We start from the raw sequence: 16,197 nt of genomic DNA on the forward strand, positions 1-16,197 counted from the left end.
AGCGCACGCTCGCCGCTTCCACACGCCGGTCCCTGAGCCTGTCGAAGGGCCGCCACCCAGCGCACCGAACGACGCTTCGACAAGCTCACCGAACAGCGGTCGACCGCCGCTTCCACACGCCGGTCCCCGAGCCTGTCGAAGGGCAGCGTGCCCGAAGGTCTGCCCTCCCATGCCCGCATCCCCTCGTCGCCGGCGCGGACACTGGGGCAGTGGAACGAAAGGCGGGCGCCTCTCGCCCACCGGCCGACTCCGCCGCGCGCACACAGCGATCGGGACCTCGGCCCGCGGACGAGAGGAACGATGGCGGCTTCGGTGTGCTGCACCGGCTGCAGCGCACCGCGGGAAACCATGCCGCGGCCCAGCTGCTGCGTCACTCACCGACGAACGCGACGGCCGCACCGGCATCGCCCTCCCCTGCACTGCAGCGCGATGCGGTCGCGCAGCGCGACGATCCCCCGAAGAGCACGTCGGTGCCCGAGGTGGAGATTCCCCTCATCCCGCCGTCGTGGCTGCACGAGCCCGGGCGGGCGGACATGCTCGTCGCCGTGGCCGGCGACAAGATGGTCGCACTCCCCGCCGCCGGCGTCTTCCGCCTCGTGCGCCCGCAGACACCGGAGATCCCCCAGGCCGATCCGACCGCCGTGCTCACCCTGCCGACCATCGCGAAGGAGAGCGCCAAGGCGGTGCGAACGGGACCCACCACGAGCTTCCTGATCGACGCGGGCGGCAGGCCCGATGTCATGGTGCCCACCGACCCGATCGTCGTGACTCCCGGAGCACTCGCGGTCATGAACGCCGCTCTCGGCGTGCAGGGGCCGACCGGCATGGTCATCACGCACCTTCACGACGATCACGTGCAGAGCTTCGTGGAACTCGTCGTCGCCAGTCGCATCCGGCCCGAGAACATCCACTTCCCCGAGGGCTTCGCCAGCAACCCGGCGGCCCCATCGAGCACGTTCGCGCGTCTGCTGCGTGCGCTGCAGGCCGACACTCGCGCGCAGGGGTTCGGCCACACGCCGACCGCGCAGTACGGCACCATCCGCACGCCGGCGCAGGGCAACTGGTGGAAGATCGAACTGCGGCAGGGAGAGGTGACCTTCGAGCTGTACGGACTCACCGGTGCCTTCCGCGCACTCGAAGCGCGGCGGGCGGCGGGCCAGCAGCAGAAATCCGCGCGTCTGCCCAGTGGCGAGCAGGTCGAGAGCCTCGCCGACACGGCATCGCTCATCACCCGGGTCACGCACGTTCCCAGCGGCATGCGGATGCTGTTCCCGAGCGACGCGCGCTTCAACGACCTCGGCCTGCTCAAGCGGGCGATGGGGGCGGAGGACTATCGGGAGATGCTGAGTGGCGTCAAGGTCGTCGAGGGCCTCGGCCACCACATCGGCGCCCTCGAGAGCAGCGCCGACCAGACCGCCTTCGCCGAATTCCTCAAGGACGCCCAGCTCACCAACGGCCGGCTCATCGTCATGGCCCAGTCGCAGGAGACCCGCAGCGGCAGGCAGTTCCTCAACCGCAGCATGATCGCCGCCCTGAACGAGGCGGGCATCGACGTGCACGTCGCACTTGAGCCAACCGCCGGCGTCGGCACGTTCACGGTCGACAGCGCCGGCCGGGTGACGTACGCCGGGCCTGGCCGGGCCGAGTCGTTCCTGTCGTCGGCTCCGGTGCGCGCCGAGATCGACCGCCTCAACCAGTTGCGCGCCGTCGAACGCACCCTCACCCGTTTCGAGCGGTTCGCGGAGCCGCAGTATCGCCGGTCGCAGGAGGTGAAGGCCGCCCGCGAGCAGCTCGAGAACGTTCTCGACAGCTTCATGGACACGACGGCCGGCAATACCCGACCGGGCGCCGGCCGCGCACAGCAGAGCGTGCGCGATCCCGTCGCGCAGGCGGCGGCGCTGAGCCGGGCACAGCAGACCCGGGCACCGGTCGAGAGCATCCTCAGCACCGGGTTCATGGACGGGCTGGAAGAACTGGGGCGCCTGGGCCCGCACTACGAGGTCTTCGAGCGCGAGGTCGAGGCCGCCCGCAAGACCGGCCGCATGTCGGATGAGGGAATCGACGCCCTCTGGGAACTGCATCCCGAGACCGCACGGCGCCTGCTGGGATCGAGCGGTCTCTCGCGGCAGCAGCAGCGTTCGGTCGCCCGTCAACTCCCGGGCCAGCCCGCGTCCGTGCAGGTGCGATCGGTCGCCGCGGTGCTTCTGCTCGTCGAAGCGGCGAACCTCGCGGCGCCGATCGTGCAGGAGATCCGCGCGAGCCGGTACGGTTCACATGTGAAGCCCGCGCTCGACGCGATCATGTGGTGGCAGGCCAAAGGCGTCTTCCCGACGATGGAGGCCGTCGACGACAACCTCTGGCCGTGGGACAACGAGTGGACGACGGATGCCAAGCGCATCCAGACCCTGCTCGAAGACGACGAGGTCTCCTACCTCACGCTCACGGGCATCCCCGACGACAACTGGGACCGGTTCACGGTCTGGGCATCGGGCAAGCTCCGCAACGTGCGCGACTGGCAGACCCATATCGTCGACAGCCCGGCCATCCGCAGCAAGAGCGGCCAGTTCATGGGCGACGAGACGTTCGAGTACCTGACCTCGGAGGTCAAGGGCGAGACCGTCGGGTTCGACCTGACGACGACGTGGAGGTCCTCGCCGCGCCTCGACCTGATCCTGAAGGCCGCCGCCAAGGAGGTGGTGAAGAACAGCGACACCGAGATTGCCAACATCGAGAAGCAGCAGGGCGACTCCTACGGACCGGCCGTGGTCTCCGACCGCGGCTTCACCGCACCGTTGTACGGTTCGATGGCCAAGGCAACGGGCAAGGTGCGCTTTCGTTCAGGAGTCGACCCGGTTCTCTACACCGTCTACCTCCACAGCGCGCGCACGGGCTACAGCACCGACTCGCTGTTCTACACCTTTCCGAACACCGTCACCGGCCATGAGGTTCCCGAGGGTTACACCGTCGTCGGCGGCGCCGACTACAACACCTATTCCCGGGTGCTGGCGACGCGGAACGACTTCGTCATCAAGAACGCCGACGGCTACGGCGGCCACCGGGCGGGCGTGCTGCGACCGAACACCCTCGAGGTGCTGCTCGCCAAGACGGCCGACCTCGAGGCTCCCAAATGAACGCGCCGAATCCGGCGATCTCAGCCCTCGTGCGCAGGGCGGCCGGGACGATCTTCGAACCCCAGGGGGCGATGCTCCTGGCCGCAGCGGCAGCCGCCGCCCCTGAGGCAGCGACGACGCAGTTCAGCGATCCGGCCAACGCCTTCCTCGTGGCGTGCGGGGCGGCCAACGCGGGCTCGCGCCAGGATGATGACGTGCGCGACCGGCTCGAGCGTGCGGCGTTCGCCGTTCCCGATGCCGACCGGCTCTGGGTGCTCTCCGTCGCGGAACGCCTCATCGCCCGAGTGGATGCGACCTGGGCGTGGTCGCTCATCGACCGGCTCGTCGGCGCCGGGCCCGCGCTGGCTCACGCCATCGGCCTCGATGTCGCCGCCCAGGCCGAGCGAACGGGGGCAGTGCCCTGGGAGCCCGGCGCCGAGGCGCCGCCCGTGGTCTCTCGACAGTTGGCGGCCGACCGCGCCGCCCGGGCGGCGGTCGCCGGCCACCGCTCCAACCACGGACCGATGCACGCCCTGCGGCTCGATCCGACCGGTGCCAATCTGCTGCCATCGGAGGCCCGCGTGCTACTCGCCGGGGCGGCGGGACTCGACCCCGCGTTCGCCGTGGAGACCGGCACCGCCCTGCTCGCGAACTTCGTGCCCGCAGACCTGCAGGAGGCCTTCCGCCTGGTTGCGGATGCCGCCGTGCGGGCCGGCATCGGTGATGCGGTTCTCGACCGTGCGCGCACCGACGGATTCGTCGCCGAACAGGCGACCTGGGCCGCCGCGGCTGCGGCGGCCGGCGCCGTGACGGGCCAACCGTTGCTCGAGCTTCTCGACGGGCTGGCACAGCGCGTCGACGACGAACTCGATCCCGGTCGCGAATTGGTCGCCGGGCTCCCCATCCTCGAGGCGTTCGCCCACGCCGGAGCGGTCGGATCCCTCATCGACCGGGCCGTCCACTGGCAGGCCCCCGCATCGCTCGTGATCGATCGGCTGTTCTTCGCCGAGGCGGCAGGCGCCGCCGCGGCGCTTGCGCAGCATCCGGCCTTCGACGAGTTCGTCGCACGTCGCGCGGATGCGGCACTCTACAGCGCGCAGTACGACTGGTGGCCCGCCGAAGCGAGCGAGGATGAGGCTGCAGCCACCGACCCCGAAGACGTGGCCCGCGAGGACGTGGCCCGCGAGGCGCTGGCCGTGGTGGCCGCGGCGCCACTGAGGCCCTTGCCGGGAAGCCTCGCCGACATCGTCGGCTGGCCGGACCCCGCAAGGGCCTCAGTGAACGGACCGATGCCTAGCTGACGCGACCGGTGGTTCCTGTCGCGACCTCACCCGCGGTCGCCTGGCCCTCGGTGAGCCCGGCATCGGCGCGCTGGCCGACGGCATCCGTCGCGCCCGTCGCCGGGTGACCCGGCGCCTTGCCCCACGACACCGTCTGCTTGGGCTTGGCGAAGAACAGCACGACGATCGCTCCGAGCGCGAACCCGGCGATCGGCAGCCACAGGGACTGCGACATGGCCGTCGTGAATCCCCCGGCCACCTGGGCGGGCAGCGATCCTCCGCCCGACTGCTCGGCCGCCTGCGTGCTGAACCCCGGGAGTTCCGCGGTCAGCCGCGCGTTGATGAGTGCAGTGATGGCGGCACTTCCGAAGACCGAGCCGACCTGCCGGGTGAGGTTGTAGACGCCGGAACCGGCGCCGGCCTTCTGCGGCGGCAGGTTGCGGGTGGCGTTGGAAGCGAGCGGCGCCCAGATGCCCGACATTCCGAGACCCAGGGTGGCCGACGGGATGAGAAGGATCCAGAGCGGGATGTCGGGGGTGATGATGCTCGACATCCAGATGAGGGACGCCGAGATGATGACGAACCCGCCGAAGGCGATCCACTTGGGGTCGACCTTGTCGGTGAGTCGGCCGATGACGGGTGCCATGAAGCCGGACACGACCGCGCTCGGTGCCATCAAGAGCGCAGCCTGGGTGGGCTCGAGACCACGCGCCACCTGGAAGTAGAAGGCGAGCGGAAGCGGCATCGACACGATCGAGAGGCCGACGAGCGTGATGGCGACGTTCGAGAGGGCGAAGTTGCGCTCCTTGAACAGGTCGAGGGGCAACAGCGGCTCATTGCGGTTGAAGCGCTGCCAGAGCACGAAGGCGACGAGTACCACGACGCCCGCGATGATGAGGCTCCAGACCGAGATCGGGCCGGCGATCGTGCCCCAGTCGTAGCTCGAGCCCTCCTGGATGCCGAAGATCACGAGGAACATGCCGATGGCGCTGAGGGCGACTCCGAGCCAGTCGAAGCGGTGCGCGTGCGTGGTGAGCGTCGGCACGAGGCGCCAGGCGAGCACGAACGCGACGATGCCGACCGGCACGTTCACGAAGAAGATCCACTCCCAGCCGAGCGAGTCCACCAGCACGCCGCCCAGGATGGGGCCGACGAGGGTGGCGATTCCGGCGACGGCGCCCCAGAGGCCCATCGCCGCTCCGCGCTTGTTCGGCGGGAAGATGCGGGTGATGACCGACATGGTCTGCGGGGTCATGAGTGCGGCGCCGAGGCCCTGCACCGTGCGGGCGGCGATGAGCGTGCCGGTGTCGCCGGAGAGGCCGCACCAGAGCGAGGCCAGCGTGAAGATCACGAGACCGATGAGGTAGATGCGCTTCGGCCCGAAGCGGTCACCCAGCCGGCCGGTGATCAGCAGCGGCACCGCGTAGGCGAGAAGGTATGCACTCGTCACCCAGAGGGTCGCCGTGATGTCGGTGTGCAGTTCACGCAGGATGGTCGGGTTGGCGATGGAGACGATCGTCGAGTCGACGAGGATCATGAAGAAGCCGATGACGAGCGCCCACAGGGCGGGCCATGGCTTGGTGACGTTTTCCACTAGGAGTTCACTTTCGGCTGGGGCGGTACGGGTTCGGTCCAGGAGATGTGCCCGGAGCCGATGTCGGTGATGGCGGTCTCGAGCCAGTCGAGATCCGCGGCCAGGATGGCGATCTTGTAGCTCACGTCGAGCGTGAAGCGGCGGGGGAGTGCTGTGCTGCGCACGGCCTCGAGTCCCATGCGCAGGTCGTCGAGCTCCTCGACGAGCGCCGCTCGCCGCTCCCCGAGCAGTGCGACCACCGTGGCGGCCGGCAGGTTGTGGGCTTCGGAGACGGCGAGGGGGAACTCCGGGTACTCGCGGGCGGGAGTGCGGAGCATCGCCCTCACGTGATCGAGCAGGGCGCTGCGACCGGCATCCGTCACGGCGTAGGTCGTACGCTCGGGGCGATTGCCCTCGCGCTCGGTGCTCAGCTGTTCGACGAGGCCCTGCTCTGCCAGTCGGTCGATCGCGTGGTAGAGCGAACCGGGCCGCACCTTGATGTTGCGGTCCTCACGGCGGTGCAACAGCGTCTGGTACATCTCGTAGGGGTGCATCGGCCGCTCGAGCAACAGCGCGATCGCCGCCATTCCGAGCGGCGTCAGGTCGACCACGATCACTCCTCCCGACCGATTATTCCAACCGGAATAATACGCCCGAAACAACCCTACGTCAAACCGGTGGTGCGGCTCCGTGCGGTACCGGATGCGACCTGACGCAACGCGAGAGGCAGCAGCTAGGCTCGCTCGGGTGAAGCAGCGCGCGGACGGACCGGCGGTACGCGTCGAGGCTTCCGGAGGACCGCTGCGACCCCGTATCGCTGGCTGTCGATCGGGATGTTCGCCATCATCTTCCTCGCGGCCTTCGAAGCCCTCGCGGTGACGACCATCATGCCGCTCGTCGCGCGCGACCTGAACGGTACGTCGCTGTTCGCGCTCTCGTTCGCCGTTCCGCTCGCGGCCGGCATCATCGGCATGGTGCTCGCCGGCAACTGGACCGATCGCAACGGACCCCTGCCCTCGCTCATCGCGGCTGCGGTGCTCTTCGTCGTCGGCCTGGTGATCGCGGGCACCGCGAGCGACATGGTGGTGTTCATCGTGGGTCGCTTCGTGCATGGCCTCGCCGGCGCGGCCGTCATCGTTCCGCTCTACGTCATCGTGGCGCGGGTCTATCCCGAGCGCCTGCGCCCACGCGTCTTCGCCGGTTTCGCGGCCGCGTGGGTCATCCCCTCCGTCGTGGGACCGGCACTGGCGGGCCTCGTCGCCGAGTCGCTGAGCTGGCACTGGGTCTTCCTCGGCGTCATCGCGCTGCTCGTGCCCGCGGCCGCCATGATGCTCGTGCCCATCCTGCGTGTTCGCGACCAGGTGAGGGGTGATCCCCGCGTGCGGTGGAGCCTGGGCCGCGTGGGGTGGGCGACGATCTCGGCGCTCGGCGTGCTGGCGCTCTCACTGTCGAAGGAGCTCGGCGACCCCTGGCGGTGGGTTCTCGCGGGCGGTTCGTTGATCGTCGCCGCGGCCGCGGCCCGGCCGCTGCTGCCCGCCGGCACCTTCCGCGCGGCGCGGGGAATGCCGGCGACCGTGCTGCTGAAGGCCATCGTCGCCGGCGGATTCTTCGGCAGCGAGATCTACCTCCCCTACCTCTTCATCGAGCACTACGACTTCTCGCCGAGTCTCGCGGGCACCGTGCTCACGGGAGCCGGAATCTCGTGGGCTCTCGCGTCGTGGCTTCAGGGTCGCCTCGTGGAGCGCGTCTCGAATGCGCAAGCCGTGGCCATCGGTGCGCTCGCGCTCACGGTCGCCCTCACCGTGGTGCTGCTCGTCGCCGCCTTCACGGGGAGCCCGGTGATCGCCTTCGTCGCCTGGACGCTCGCCGGCGCGGCCATGGGCTTCATGTATCCGCGGTTCACCGTGGCCGTACTCTCGCTCTCCCCGCAGTCCGCGCAGGGCTTCAACAGTGCGGCGCTGAGCGTGTCGGAGTCACTCGGCGCCGCGATCGCCCTGGCCATCACGGGCATCGTCTCGGCGACCCTGAGCACGGGCGCGTTCGCCGCCGACTTCGCCGTGACCGCCGTCATCGCGGCGGCAGGCGCTGCGCTCGCGACGCGGGTGCGACCGCGGCCCGTCGTGCACGCGGGCTGACCGGAGCCGGGAAGGTCGTCAGGGAGCGAGCAGGGCGGCCTTGGCCGTGGCGAACTCCTGGTCGCTCAGTGCACCACTCTCATGCAGCGCGGCGAGCCGGTCGAGCTTCTCCGAGAGGGAGCCGCCCCCGCTGGCCGGTGGCGCTGATTCCGGCACTGATGCGCCGGCATGTGAACCGGAGGATGCTCCCGGTCCCGACTCACCGGTCTCCGCCACGCCCTGACTGCCGTCGGCGGCGCGTGCGGCGGCGGCATCCTGTGCCGCGTACTTCTTCTGCTGACGATGGGCCACCGCCCCGGCCGTCATGGCCGCGGTGCCCGTGATCACCGCCGTGCGCGCGATCGTCCCGATGAGACCGGGGCGTCCGAAGCGCCGTCCGATGAGCATCTCTACCTCCCTCAGTCCACGAGTGCCGCTACCGCGTCTTCGTGGTCGATCTGTACGTGCAGCGCGACTTCGCCACCCGCCTCACGCAGCTTCTCGTAGAAGCCGAATGCCCAGCGGTGCTCGATCGCGAGTACGAGGGCAACGGTGCCGGGCTCGAGCGCCTCGCCGACGATCTCGGCATCCGAATCGCTCAGCAGGTCACGGGGATCGGGCGCGATGCGCTCGAATCCGGGCACCTCGTCCTCTTCGAGGTCGTGCGCCTCCACCGTGCCGTCGCTCGCGCGAGAGACGACGATGGCGTCGATGACGCTGATCTTGCCGCCCTCCACGAGCCGTTCCAACTCGCCGGCGATCGAGCGCAGTCCCTCGCTCGATGGGAAGGTCAGCACCATGACCTCGACCGGTCCGATCGGCATCGGCGACTCCTTCTGCTCAGTCCGCACACTACCGGCCGCGGGCCTCAGATGCTACGAGCCGGTAGAATCGAAGGGCCCAGTTCTGGAGCACCCACCCCGACCCCCGGAGGGACCGACCGTGCCAACGATCGTCGTCGAAGTGATGCCGAAGGCCGAGCTGCTCGACCCCCAAGGCAAGGCCGTGGCCGGCGCACTCGCCCGGCTCGGCAAGAGCCGATTCAGCGGGGTTCGCATCGGCAAGCGGTTCGAGATCGAGGTGCAGGGCGATGTGGACGATGCCGCTCTGGCCGAGATCCGCCAGGTGGCCGAAGACATCCTCTCCAACGGCGTGATCGAAGACGTCGTGGGCATTCATGTGCAGTCGCCCGAGGGCAGCGTTCCGTCGACGGATGCCACGCTCACCCCCGCCGGCGCGGAAGCCGTCTGAGGAGAGCCATGAGCACGCGCATCGGCGTCATCACGTTCCCCGGTTCGCTCGACGACCGGGATGCCCAGCGCGCCGTGCGGCTGGCCGGCGGCGAGCCCGTCGCCCTCTGGCACGGATCGCACGACCTCGAGGGCGTGGACGCCCTCATCCTTCCCGGCGGCTTCAGCTACGGCGACTACCTGCGCTGCGGCGCGATCGCGAGCCTGTCGCCCATCATGACGGAGGTCGTGTCGGCCGCCAATGCCGGCATGCCCGTGCTCGGCATCTGCAACGGCTTCCAGATGCTCACCGAGGCCCACCTGCTCGACGGCGGACTCATCGCGAACGACCACGGCTCCTTCATCTGCCGCGACCAGGTGCTCACCGTCGAGAACAGCCGCACCGACTGGACGAACGGGTTCACCGACGGCCAGCAGATCACGATCCCGCTGAAGAACGGCGAGGGCGGCTTCATCGCCAGCGACGAGACCCTCGACCGCCTCGAGGGCGAGGGCCAGGTCGTGTTCCGCTACGTGGGAGTCAACCCCAACGGATCGCTGCGCGACATCGCCGGCATCTCGAACGCTCGCGGCAATGTCGTGGGCCTCATGCCGCATCCGGAGCACGCGACCGAGCCCGGCTTCGGGCCCGACACGCCCACGGCCATGCGCTCCGGGGTCGACGGGCTCACCTTCTTCACGAGCGCCATCCAGCGCACCCTCGCCTCTGCCTGATCGCGGCGACTCCCCTCGCCTCTGAACCATTTCGTCGGCATTGAGCCGCTACGCGCGGCTCAACGGGCACCAAATGGTTCACCGGCGAATCTGGCGGGAGCCAGCACGGGCCATTCCTGAGCCGTTCACTGCCGCCTCCATGTCGCATGAGGCATGATGGCCTCACGGATCACCGCAGATCCGCCGATCAATGACGATCACGAGGAGCCCCGCATGGCACACAGCCCCCTTCCCGATGTCGAGATTCCCGACCTGAGCATCTTCGACTACCTGTTCGGCGATCTGAGCGAGCACGAACTCGATGTCGTCGCACTGGTCGACGGCACCACGGGGGCGCAGACCACCTTCCGCCAACTCGTCGGGCAAATCAGCCTGTTGGCGGGAGCGCTGGCGAAACGCGGCATCGGGGTCGGCGACACCGTCGGCCTGCTGTGCCCGAACATCCCCGCGTTCGCGACCGTCTTCCACGGCGTCCTGCGCGCGGGCGCCACCGCCACGACCATCAACTCCCTCTACACCGCCACAGAGATCGCGAACCAGCTGACGGATGCCGGCGCCACCTGGCTGTTCACCGTCTCGCCCCTGCTTCCCCAGGCCGGCGCCGCCGCATCCTCCATCGGCATCGACGACGCCCACGTCGTCGTGCTCGACGGCGCAGACGGACACCCGTCGCTGCGCGACCTGCTGAGCGAGGGCAACCCCGCGCCCGAGGTCAGCTTCGATCCCGCGGAGCATCTGGCCGTGCTGCCCTACTCGTCGGGCACCACCGGACACCCCAAGGGCGTCATGCTCACGCACCGCAATCTGGTCGCGAACGTCGCGCAGAGCTCCGGGTCCATCGGATTGGGCGAAGGGGACCGCGTGCTGGCGGTGCTGCCGTTCTTCCACATCTACGGCATGACGGTGCTGCTGAACTTCGCCGTCAAGCGCAGGGCCGCCCTCATCACGATGCCCAAGTTCGACCTGCCCGAGTTCCTGCGCATCATCAGCGAGCAGCGGTGCACCTGGGTGTTCATCGCCCCGCCCATCGCGGTCGCCCTCGCCAAGCATCCGCTTGTCGATCAGTACGACCTCTCGAGCATCGAGGTCATCTTCTCGGGCGCAGCCCCACTCGACGGTTCGCTGGCACGCTCGGTCGCCGAGCGCCTCAGCTGCACCGTCTGCCAGGGCTACGGCATGACGGAGCTGAGCCCGGTCTCGCACTCGATTCCCGTCGACCGACCCGAGCTCGATCGCTCGAGTGTGGGGCTGCCGCTCCCCAACACCGAGGCGCGCATCGTCGACATCGAGTCGGGGGAAGAGATCGAGACCCCCGACGAGGGTGTCAGTGCCAGCGGCGAGCTGCTCGTTCGCGGGCCCCAGGTCATGAAGGGCTACCTCGGCAACGACGACGCCACCGGGCGCACACTGGATGCGGACGGCTGGCTCCACACGGGAGACATCGCCTCGGTCGGCGCCGGCGGCGAGTACTACATCGTCGACCGGCTGAAGGAGCTCATCAAGTACAAGGGCTATCAGGTGGCGCCGGCCGTTCTGGAAGCCGTGCTGCTCGGCCACCCCGGCATCGCCGACGCCGCCGTCGTCGGAGCGCAGGACGCCGACCGACAGGAGATCCCCAAGGCCTTCGTCGTACGACAGCAGGGTGCGCAGCTCGACGAGGCCGCGGTTATGGAGTACGTGGCACAGCACGTCGCCCCGCACGAGAAGGTACGGGCCGTCGAGTTCATCGACGTCATCCCCAAGTCCTCCGCCGGCAAGATCCTGCGCAAGGACCTGCGCGCTCGGGCGCACGCGATGTCGTGAGGGGGCCGGCTCAGCCCCGGGCGCGCCAAGCCCTCGCCGCGGCCTCAGTCCTGGGCGCGGGTGGAGCCCGTCACGATGGGGATCGCCGAGGTGAACTGGGCGGCGCGCTCCTCCGCCTCGGGCGAGCCCGAGAACAGGTTCTTCTGGTCCTCGCTCACCGCGGAGGCTCGGGGCGACCTCTTCTGCGCCGTCGGCTCGGCGGCCTCGACGAGTTCCACCCGCTGACGGGGCACGGCACCGGATGCCTCGCCCTGCAGCCAGGCGACCATCTCCTCGCGCACGTGGCACCGCAGGTCGAACAGCGTGGGCGCGTCCATGGCCGTGACGAGTATGCGCACGTGCACGTACCCGGCCACGGCATCCGTCACCTGCAGTACAGACGTGCGACCGTCCCACAGATCGGTGGTGGCGACGATGCGCGCGAGGTGATCGCGCATGGCGGCGGGGGAGACGCGCCAGTCGAGGTCGAACTCGACCGCCCCCATGAGAGCACTGCCCTCGCGGGTCCAGTTCTCGAACGGCTGCGTCGTGAAGTAGGTGCAGGGAAGCACGAGCCGGCGCTCGTCCCAGAGATTGACGACGACGTAGCTCAGGGTGATCTCGCCGATGCGGCCCCACTCGCCGTTCACGACGACCACGTCGTCGACCCGGATCGCCTCGCTGAAAGCCAGTTGAAGGCCGGCGAAGACGTTGGCGAGCGTGGACTGCGCGGCCAGGCCGGCGACGACGCTCAGTAGACCGGCCGAGGCCAGCACGCTCGCGCCGACGACACGCACCTCGGGGAAGCTCAGCAGGCTCGCGCCGACCGCGACGACGACGCCCGTGACGACGACCAGCCGTCGGACGATGAGCAGCTGCGTGCGCACGCGTCGCGCCACCTTGTTGTCAGCGACGTCGATGCGGTACCGCGTGGTGCCCACGTCGATGCCGAAGAGCACGAACCCGCACACCAGCCACGTGCCCACCACGATGGAGGCAACCAGCAGCACGTGCACGAGCGCCGATCGTCCCTCGAAGCTCGGCATCGCGACGCCGACGGCGATCCACACGCCGATCATCAGCACCGTCAGGCGGAACGGCCAGCGCACCCGCCGGAGCAACAGCGACGGCCACTGCCGACGACGGCCGACCGCCGTCACGATCAGCCGTCCGATGAGGGAGAGCAGGGCCGCCGCGATGAGCGCGGCGATCACGGCGATCGCGAACCCCCACCAGGTCTGTCCCGAAATCTCGTCGAGCATGTCTACTACCTCCATCCGTCGAAGTTTCCCACTCTAGGCAACGGCCCTGAGTGGGCGCTGGTTCGCGCTGGCCTCGGGCCGCTCAGAGATGACGTCGACTCGAAGAGAGACCCTGCCTAGCGGTAGAGCTCCTCGGGAACCTCGAGACCGTAGATGGCCCGCCCCGAATTCCAGATGACGGCGCAGGCCGCCCGCAGCAGGTCGAGCGGGTCATCGCCCGAGCGCACGATCTCGACCGCATCGCCACGCAGGCGCACCTTCGCGCCGCGCACGGTGGCGCTGCCGCGATCGCCGTCGGCATCCACGATCGGATACGGCAGGCTCAGTTCCCGCAGGTCGCCGAGGATGAAGGTGGGCCGTTGGTCGGCCGGCGCGGCGAGCGCCTGCTTGGCACGATCGATTCCTGTGAGAACGAGAACCGATCGGATGCCCGCCCGGTTCGCGCCCAGGATGTCGGTGTCGAGTCGGTCGCCGATGAAGAGCGGCGAAGACGCGCCGAACCTGCTCGTCGCCTCCTCGAAGATGGGCGTCTCGGGCTTGCCGGCCACGACGGGAAGCCGTCCGACCGCCGTATGCACTGCTGAGACGAGCGTGCCGTTGCCCGGCGCGATGCCCCGTGCCTGAGGGATCGTCCAGTCGGTGTTCGTCGCCACCCACGGGATGTCGGAATCAGCCAACGCGAACGAGGCCTCGGCGAGCTGCAGCCAGCCCACCTCGGGTGCGAACCCCTGGATGACCGCCGCCGGAGAATCCTCCGCGGAACGGGTCACGCGGAAGCCCGCCTTCTCGACCTCGGTGACGAGCCCATCGCCGCCGACCACGAGCACCGCCGAGCCGGCGGGAGCCAGGTCGACGAGCAGCCGCATCGCTGCCTGCGGCGAGGTCACCACATCACGGGCCTCGACGTGCAGTCCGAGCTCGTTCAGGTGCGCCGCCACAGAGGCGTCGGTTCGGGAGGCGTTGTTGGTGATGTAGCCGACGCGAGCGGCGCTCGAGGCCGCATTCAGGGCCTCGACAGCATGCGGGATGGCGCTCGGGCCCGCATAGACCACGCCGTCCAGGTCGGCGAGCACCACATCGACGCCGTCGAGGGGCGTCGCCTCGCTACTTCTCCGGCGCAGCATCGGTCGCGTCGTCTGCGGCCGCCTCGGCGCTCTCGAAGCCGTCGTCACTCTCGAGAGCCTCGACGAAATCAGCGTCGAGCTCGGCGTTCAGTGCTTCGCCCTGCGCTTCCGCCTGAGCGTCCGCCGCGGCATCGGCCTCGCTGGGGGATTGGCCGATGCGCGCATACTCGCCGTCGATGTCTTCCTCTTCGTCGTCGAAGCCCTCTTCTTCAACCTCGATGAACTCATCGTCCTCGCCATCGCGCGCGGCGATGGCGGCGGCGGCGCGATCGGAACGCTCACGCCAGATGGCGGAATCCTCATCACGGCCGAGGTCCTCGAGCACGTCTGCGTACGCACCGAACAGGTCGGGGCTGTACGAGTAGGCGGTGTTCGGGTCGAGCTGCGGAATCTCGAGCTCTCGAAGAGCCGCTTCCGTCTGCCCCAGATCCAAGCGCGCGCCCGACATCGCGATCGCCAGTGCGGCGCGAACGTCAGGTGCGAGCGTCTGGACGTCGACCGAGCGTCCGAGTTCCAGAGCACGGTCGGGACGGCCGACGCCGCGTTCGCTGTCGACCATGAGCGGCAACTGGTCATTCCTGCCCGAGATGCGCCGGAAGGTACGCAGCTCGCGCAGCGCGAGGGCGTAGTCGCCCGTGGCGTACGCGGTGATCGCGAGTGTCTCCCGAACGATCGCGATGCGCCCCGCTCGACGGGCGGCCGAAAGCACGTGCTGATGCGCCCTCTCGGGATCCACGTCGATCAGGCGCACCGCCATCGCGAGGTGCTTGGCGACCCACTCCGCGTTGTCCTTGGTCAGGGTCTTCAGTTCGTTGCGAGCCGCCTGGTCGAGTTCCTTCGCGTCCAGGTCGGCCGGCAACTCCGGGTCATCGTGGCGCGGGCGTACGGCACGCAATTCGCGCGCACGCTTCTGCTCCTCGGTCAGCTCCTCCTCGAAACGGCGCGCATCGCGGTCGCCTCGAGCAGGGCGACCCTCGCGGGTCCACAGCCTGTCGCCGTCGCGGGGAGCTCGCGCTCCGCGGTCGTCTCCGCGCGCACCGTAGGACGGGCGATCGCCGGAACGCTGCGGCCGACCGGCCCCGCCCTCACGGCTTTCGCGGTTCTCCCAAGGCTTGCGGTCGCCGTCACCGCGCGGAGCTGCCGATCGGCTTCCGCCGTCCCGGTTCTCCCACGGCTTGCGGTCGCCATCGCGACGGGGCGCACTTGAACGCGGCGCGCCGCCCTCACGGCTTTCGCGGTTCTCCCATGGCTTGCGGTCGCTGTCACGGCGCGGGCCAGCGGATCGGTTCCCACCCTCGCGGTTCTCCCACGGCTTGCGTTCTCCATCACGGCGCGGAGCACCGGAACGCGGCGCGCCACCCTCGCGGCTCTCCCAGGGCTTACGGTCGCCATCCCGGCGCGGAGCTGCCGTCCGGTTCCCACCGTCGCGGTTCTCCCACGGCTTGCGGTCACCATCCCGACGAGGCGCACCGCCATCGCGGTTCTCCCAGGGCTTGCGCTCTCCATCACGGCGCGGAGCTGCCGACCGGCTGCCACCCTCTCGGTTCTCCCACGGCTTGCGATCACCATCCCGACGAGGCGCGCCGGAACGCGGTGCACCGCCATCACGACCCTCGCGGTTCTCCCACGGCTTGCGGTCGCCCGAGCGCTGCGGCCGGCCCTCGGAGCGATCGCCGCGGGCAGCGCGGTCACCATCCCGACGCGGCGCTCCACTGCGCGGCGCGCCGTCGCGCTTCTCCCAGGGCTTGCGGTCGTCGGGGCTGGAGCCCCTGGATGAGGAATCGCTCACGGGTCTACTCTCTTCTTCTGCTGCGGGAGTATGCAACCCGCGTCTTTCGCATGGGGCGAGCGGGCTCATGCCGGCTGCCGAAATGGTGACTTAAACGCAAAATGGCCACCCATTGCTGGGTGGCCATTTCAGAAAGAAGTCCGGCGGTGTCCTACTCTCCCACAGGGTCTCCCCTGCAGTACCATCGGCGCTGCGAGTC

The 16,197-nt window shown here is 69.4% G+C and carries 13 protein-coding genes; 6 read left to right on the forward strand and 7 right to left on the reverse strand.

Translation table 11 applies throughout. The annotated features are described in order from the left end of the window. Positions 1-314 precede the first annotated feature (314 nt). The gene (locus tag WDJ51_RS02880; RefSeq protein ID WP_337850926.1) at positions 315-3,131 is read left to right on the forward strand and encodes a hypothetical protein; all 2,817 of its coding nucleotides are present in this window, start codon (positions 315-317) and stop codon (positions 3,129-3,131) included. Next, a complete protein-coding gene (locus WDJ51_RS02885) occupies positions 3,128-4,411 on the forward strand; it encodes a hypothetical protein (RefSeq protein ID WP_337850927.1) in 1,284 nt (427 codons plus the stop codon). Before WDJ51_RS02880 ends, WDJ51_RS02885 begins: the two co-directional genes overlap by 4 nt. Here the strand turns inward: WDJ51_RS02885 and WDJ51_RS02890 are convergent. After that, positions 4,404-5,984: a DHA2 family efflux MFS transporter permease subunit gene (locus tag WDJ51_RS02890; protein WP_337850928.1), complete on the reverse strand. Its 1,581-nt coding sequence runs from the start codon at positions 5,982-5,984 to the stop codon at positions 4,404-4,406. The two genes, WDJ51_RS02885 and WDJ51_RS02890, sit on opposite strands and share 8 nt — an antisense overlap. Then, positions 5,984-6,574 carry a PadR family transcriptional regulator gene (locus tag WDJ51_RS02895; RefSeq protein ID WP_337850929.1) on the reverse strand — a complete coding sequence of 197 codons (591 nt, stop codon included), beginning with the start codon at positions 6,572-6,574 and terminating at the stop codon, positions 5,984-5,986. The genes WDJ51_RS02890 and WDJ51_RS02895 overlap by 1 nt, the downstream gene beginning before the upstream one ends. A gap of 222 nt (positions 6,575-6,796) precedes the next feature. On the opposite strand from WDJ51_RS02895, the gene WDJ51_RS02900 reads away from it, so the two are divergent. Beyond that, complete coding sequence (locus tag WDJ51_RS02900; protein ID WP_337850930.1) at positions 6,797-8,098, forward strand: MFS transporter; 1,302 nt, start codon at positions 6,797-6,799, stop codon at positions 8,096-8,098. Between the two features lie 18 nt (positions 8,099-8,116). On the opposite strand, the gene WDJ51_RS02905 is transcribed toward WDJ51_RS02900, so the two are convergent. Continuing rightward, positions 8,117-8,485 carry an SHOCT domain-containing protein gene (locus WDJ51_RS02905; protein WP_337850931.1) on the reverse strand — a complete coding sequence of 123 codons (369 nt, stop codon included), beginning with the start codon at positions 8,483-8,485 and terminating at the stop codon, positions 8,117-8,119. An 11-nt stretch (positions 8,486-8,496) separates the two neighbouring features. Beyond that, entirely contained in the window at positions 8,497-8,901 is a 405-nt protein-coding gene (locus tag WDJ51_RS02910) for a DUF6325 family protein (protein ID WP_337850932.1), read from the reverse strand. A 118-nt stretch (positions 8,902-9,019) separates the two neighbouring features. On the opposite strand from WDJ51_RS02910, the gene purS reads away from it, so the two are divergent. The 3 genes from purS to WDJ51_RS02925 all read left to right on the forward strand — a co-directional run bounded on the left by purS (position 9,020) and on the right by WDJ51_RS02925 (position 11,844). After that, positions 9,020-9,328, forward strand: a complete 309-nt coding sequence (gene purS / locus WDJ51_RS02915) for a phosphoribosylformylglycinamidine synthase subunit PurS (protein ID WP_337850933.1) — start codon at positions 9,020-9,022, stop codon at positions 9,326-9,328. Positions 9,329-9,336: 8 nt separating this feature from the next. Further along, entirely contained in the window at positions 9,337-10,041 is a 705-nt protein-coding gene (purQ, locus tag WDJ51_RS02920; RefSeq protein ID WP_337850934.1) for a phosphoribosylformylglycinamidine synthase subunit PurQ, read from the forward strand. Between the two features lie 213 nt (positions 10,042-10,254). Further along, entirely contained in the window at positions 10,255-11,844 is a 1,590-nt protein-coding gene (locus tag WDJ51_RS02925) for an AMP-binding protein (RefSeq protein ID WP_337850935.1), read from the forward strand. Between the two features lie 44 nt (positions 11,845-11,888). On the opposite strand, the gene WDJ51_RS02930 is transcribed toward WDJ51_RS02925, so the two are convergent. The 3 genes from WDJ51_RS02930 to WDJ51_RS02940 all read right to left on the reverse strand — a co-directional run bounded on the left by WDJ51_RS02930 (position 11,889) and on the right by WDJ51_RS02940 (position 15,104). After that, the gene (locus WDJ51_RS02930; protein WP_337850936.1) at positions 11,889-13,085 is read right to left on the reverse strand and encodes a mechanosensitive ion channel family protein; all 1,197 of its coding nucleotides are present in this window, start codon (positions 13,083-13,085) and stop codon (positions 11,889-11,891) included. A 116-nt stretch (positions 13,086-13,201) separates the two neighbouring features. After that, positions 13,202-14,209, reverse strand: coding sequence for an HAD-IIA family hydrolase (locus WDJ51_RS02935; RefSeq protein WP_337850937.1), 1,008 nt, complete (start codon positions 14,207-14,209; stop codon positions 13,202-13,204). Then, on the reverse strand, positions 14,190-15,104 hold the full coding sequence (locus WDJ51_RS02940; protein WP_337850938.1) for a hypothetical protein: 915 nt from the start codon (positions 15,102-15,104) through the stop codon (positions 14,190-14,192). Before WDJ51_RS02940 ends, WDJ51_RS02935 begins: the two co-directional genes overlap by 20 nt. Positions 15,105-16,197 lie beyond the last annotated feature (1,093 nt).

It is taken from the genome of Rathayibacter sp. YIM 133350 (assembly GCF_037404875.1).
Classification (GTDB): domain Bacteria; phylum Actinomycetota; class Actinomycetes; order Actinomycetales; family Microbacteriaceae; genus Orlajensenia.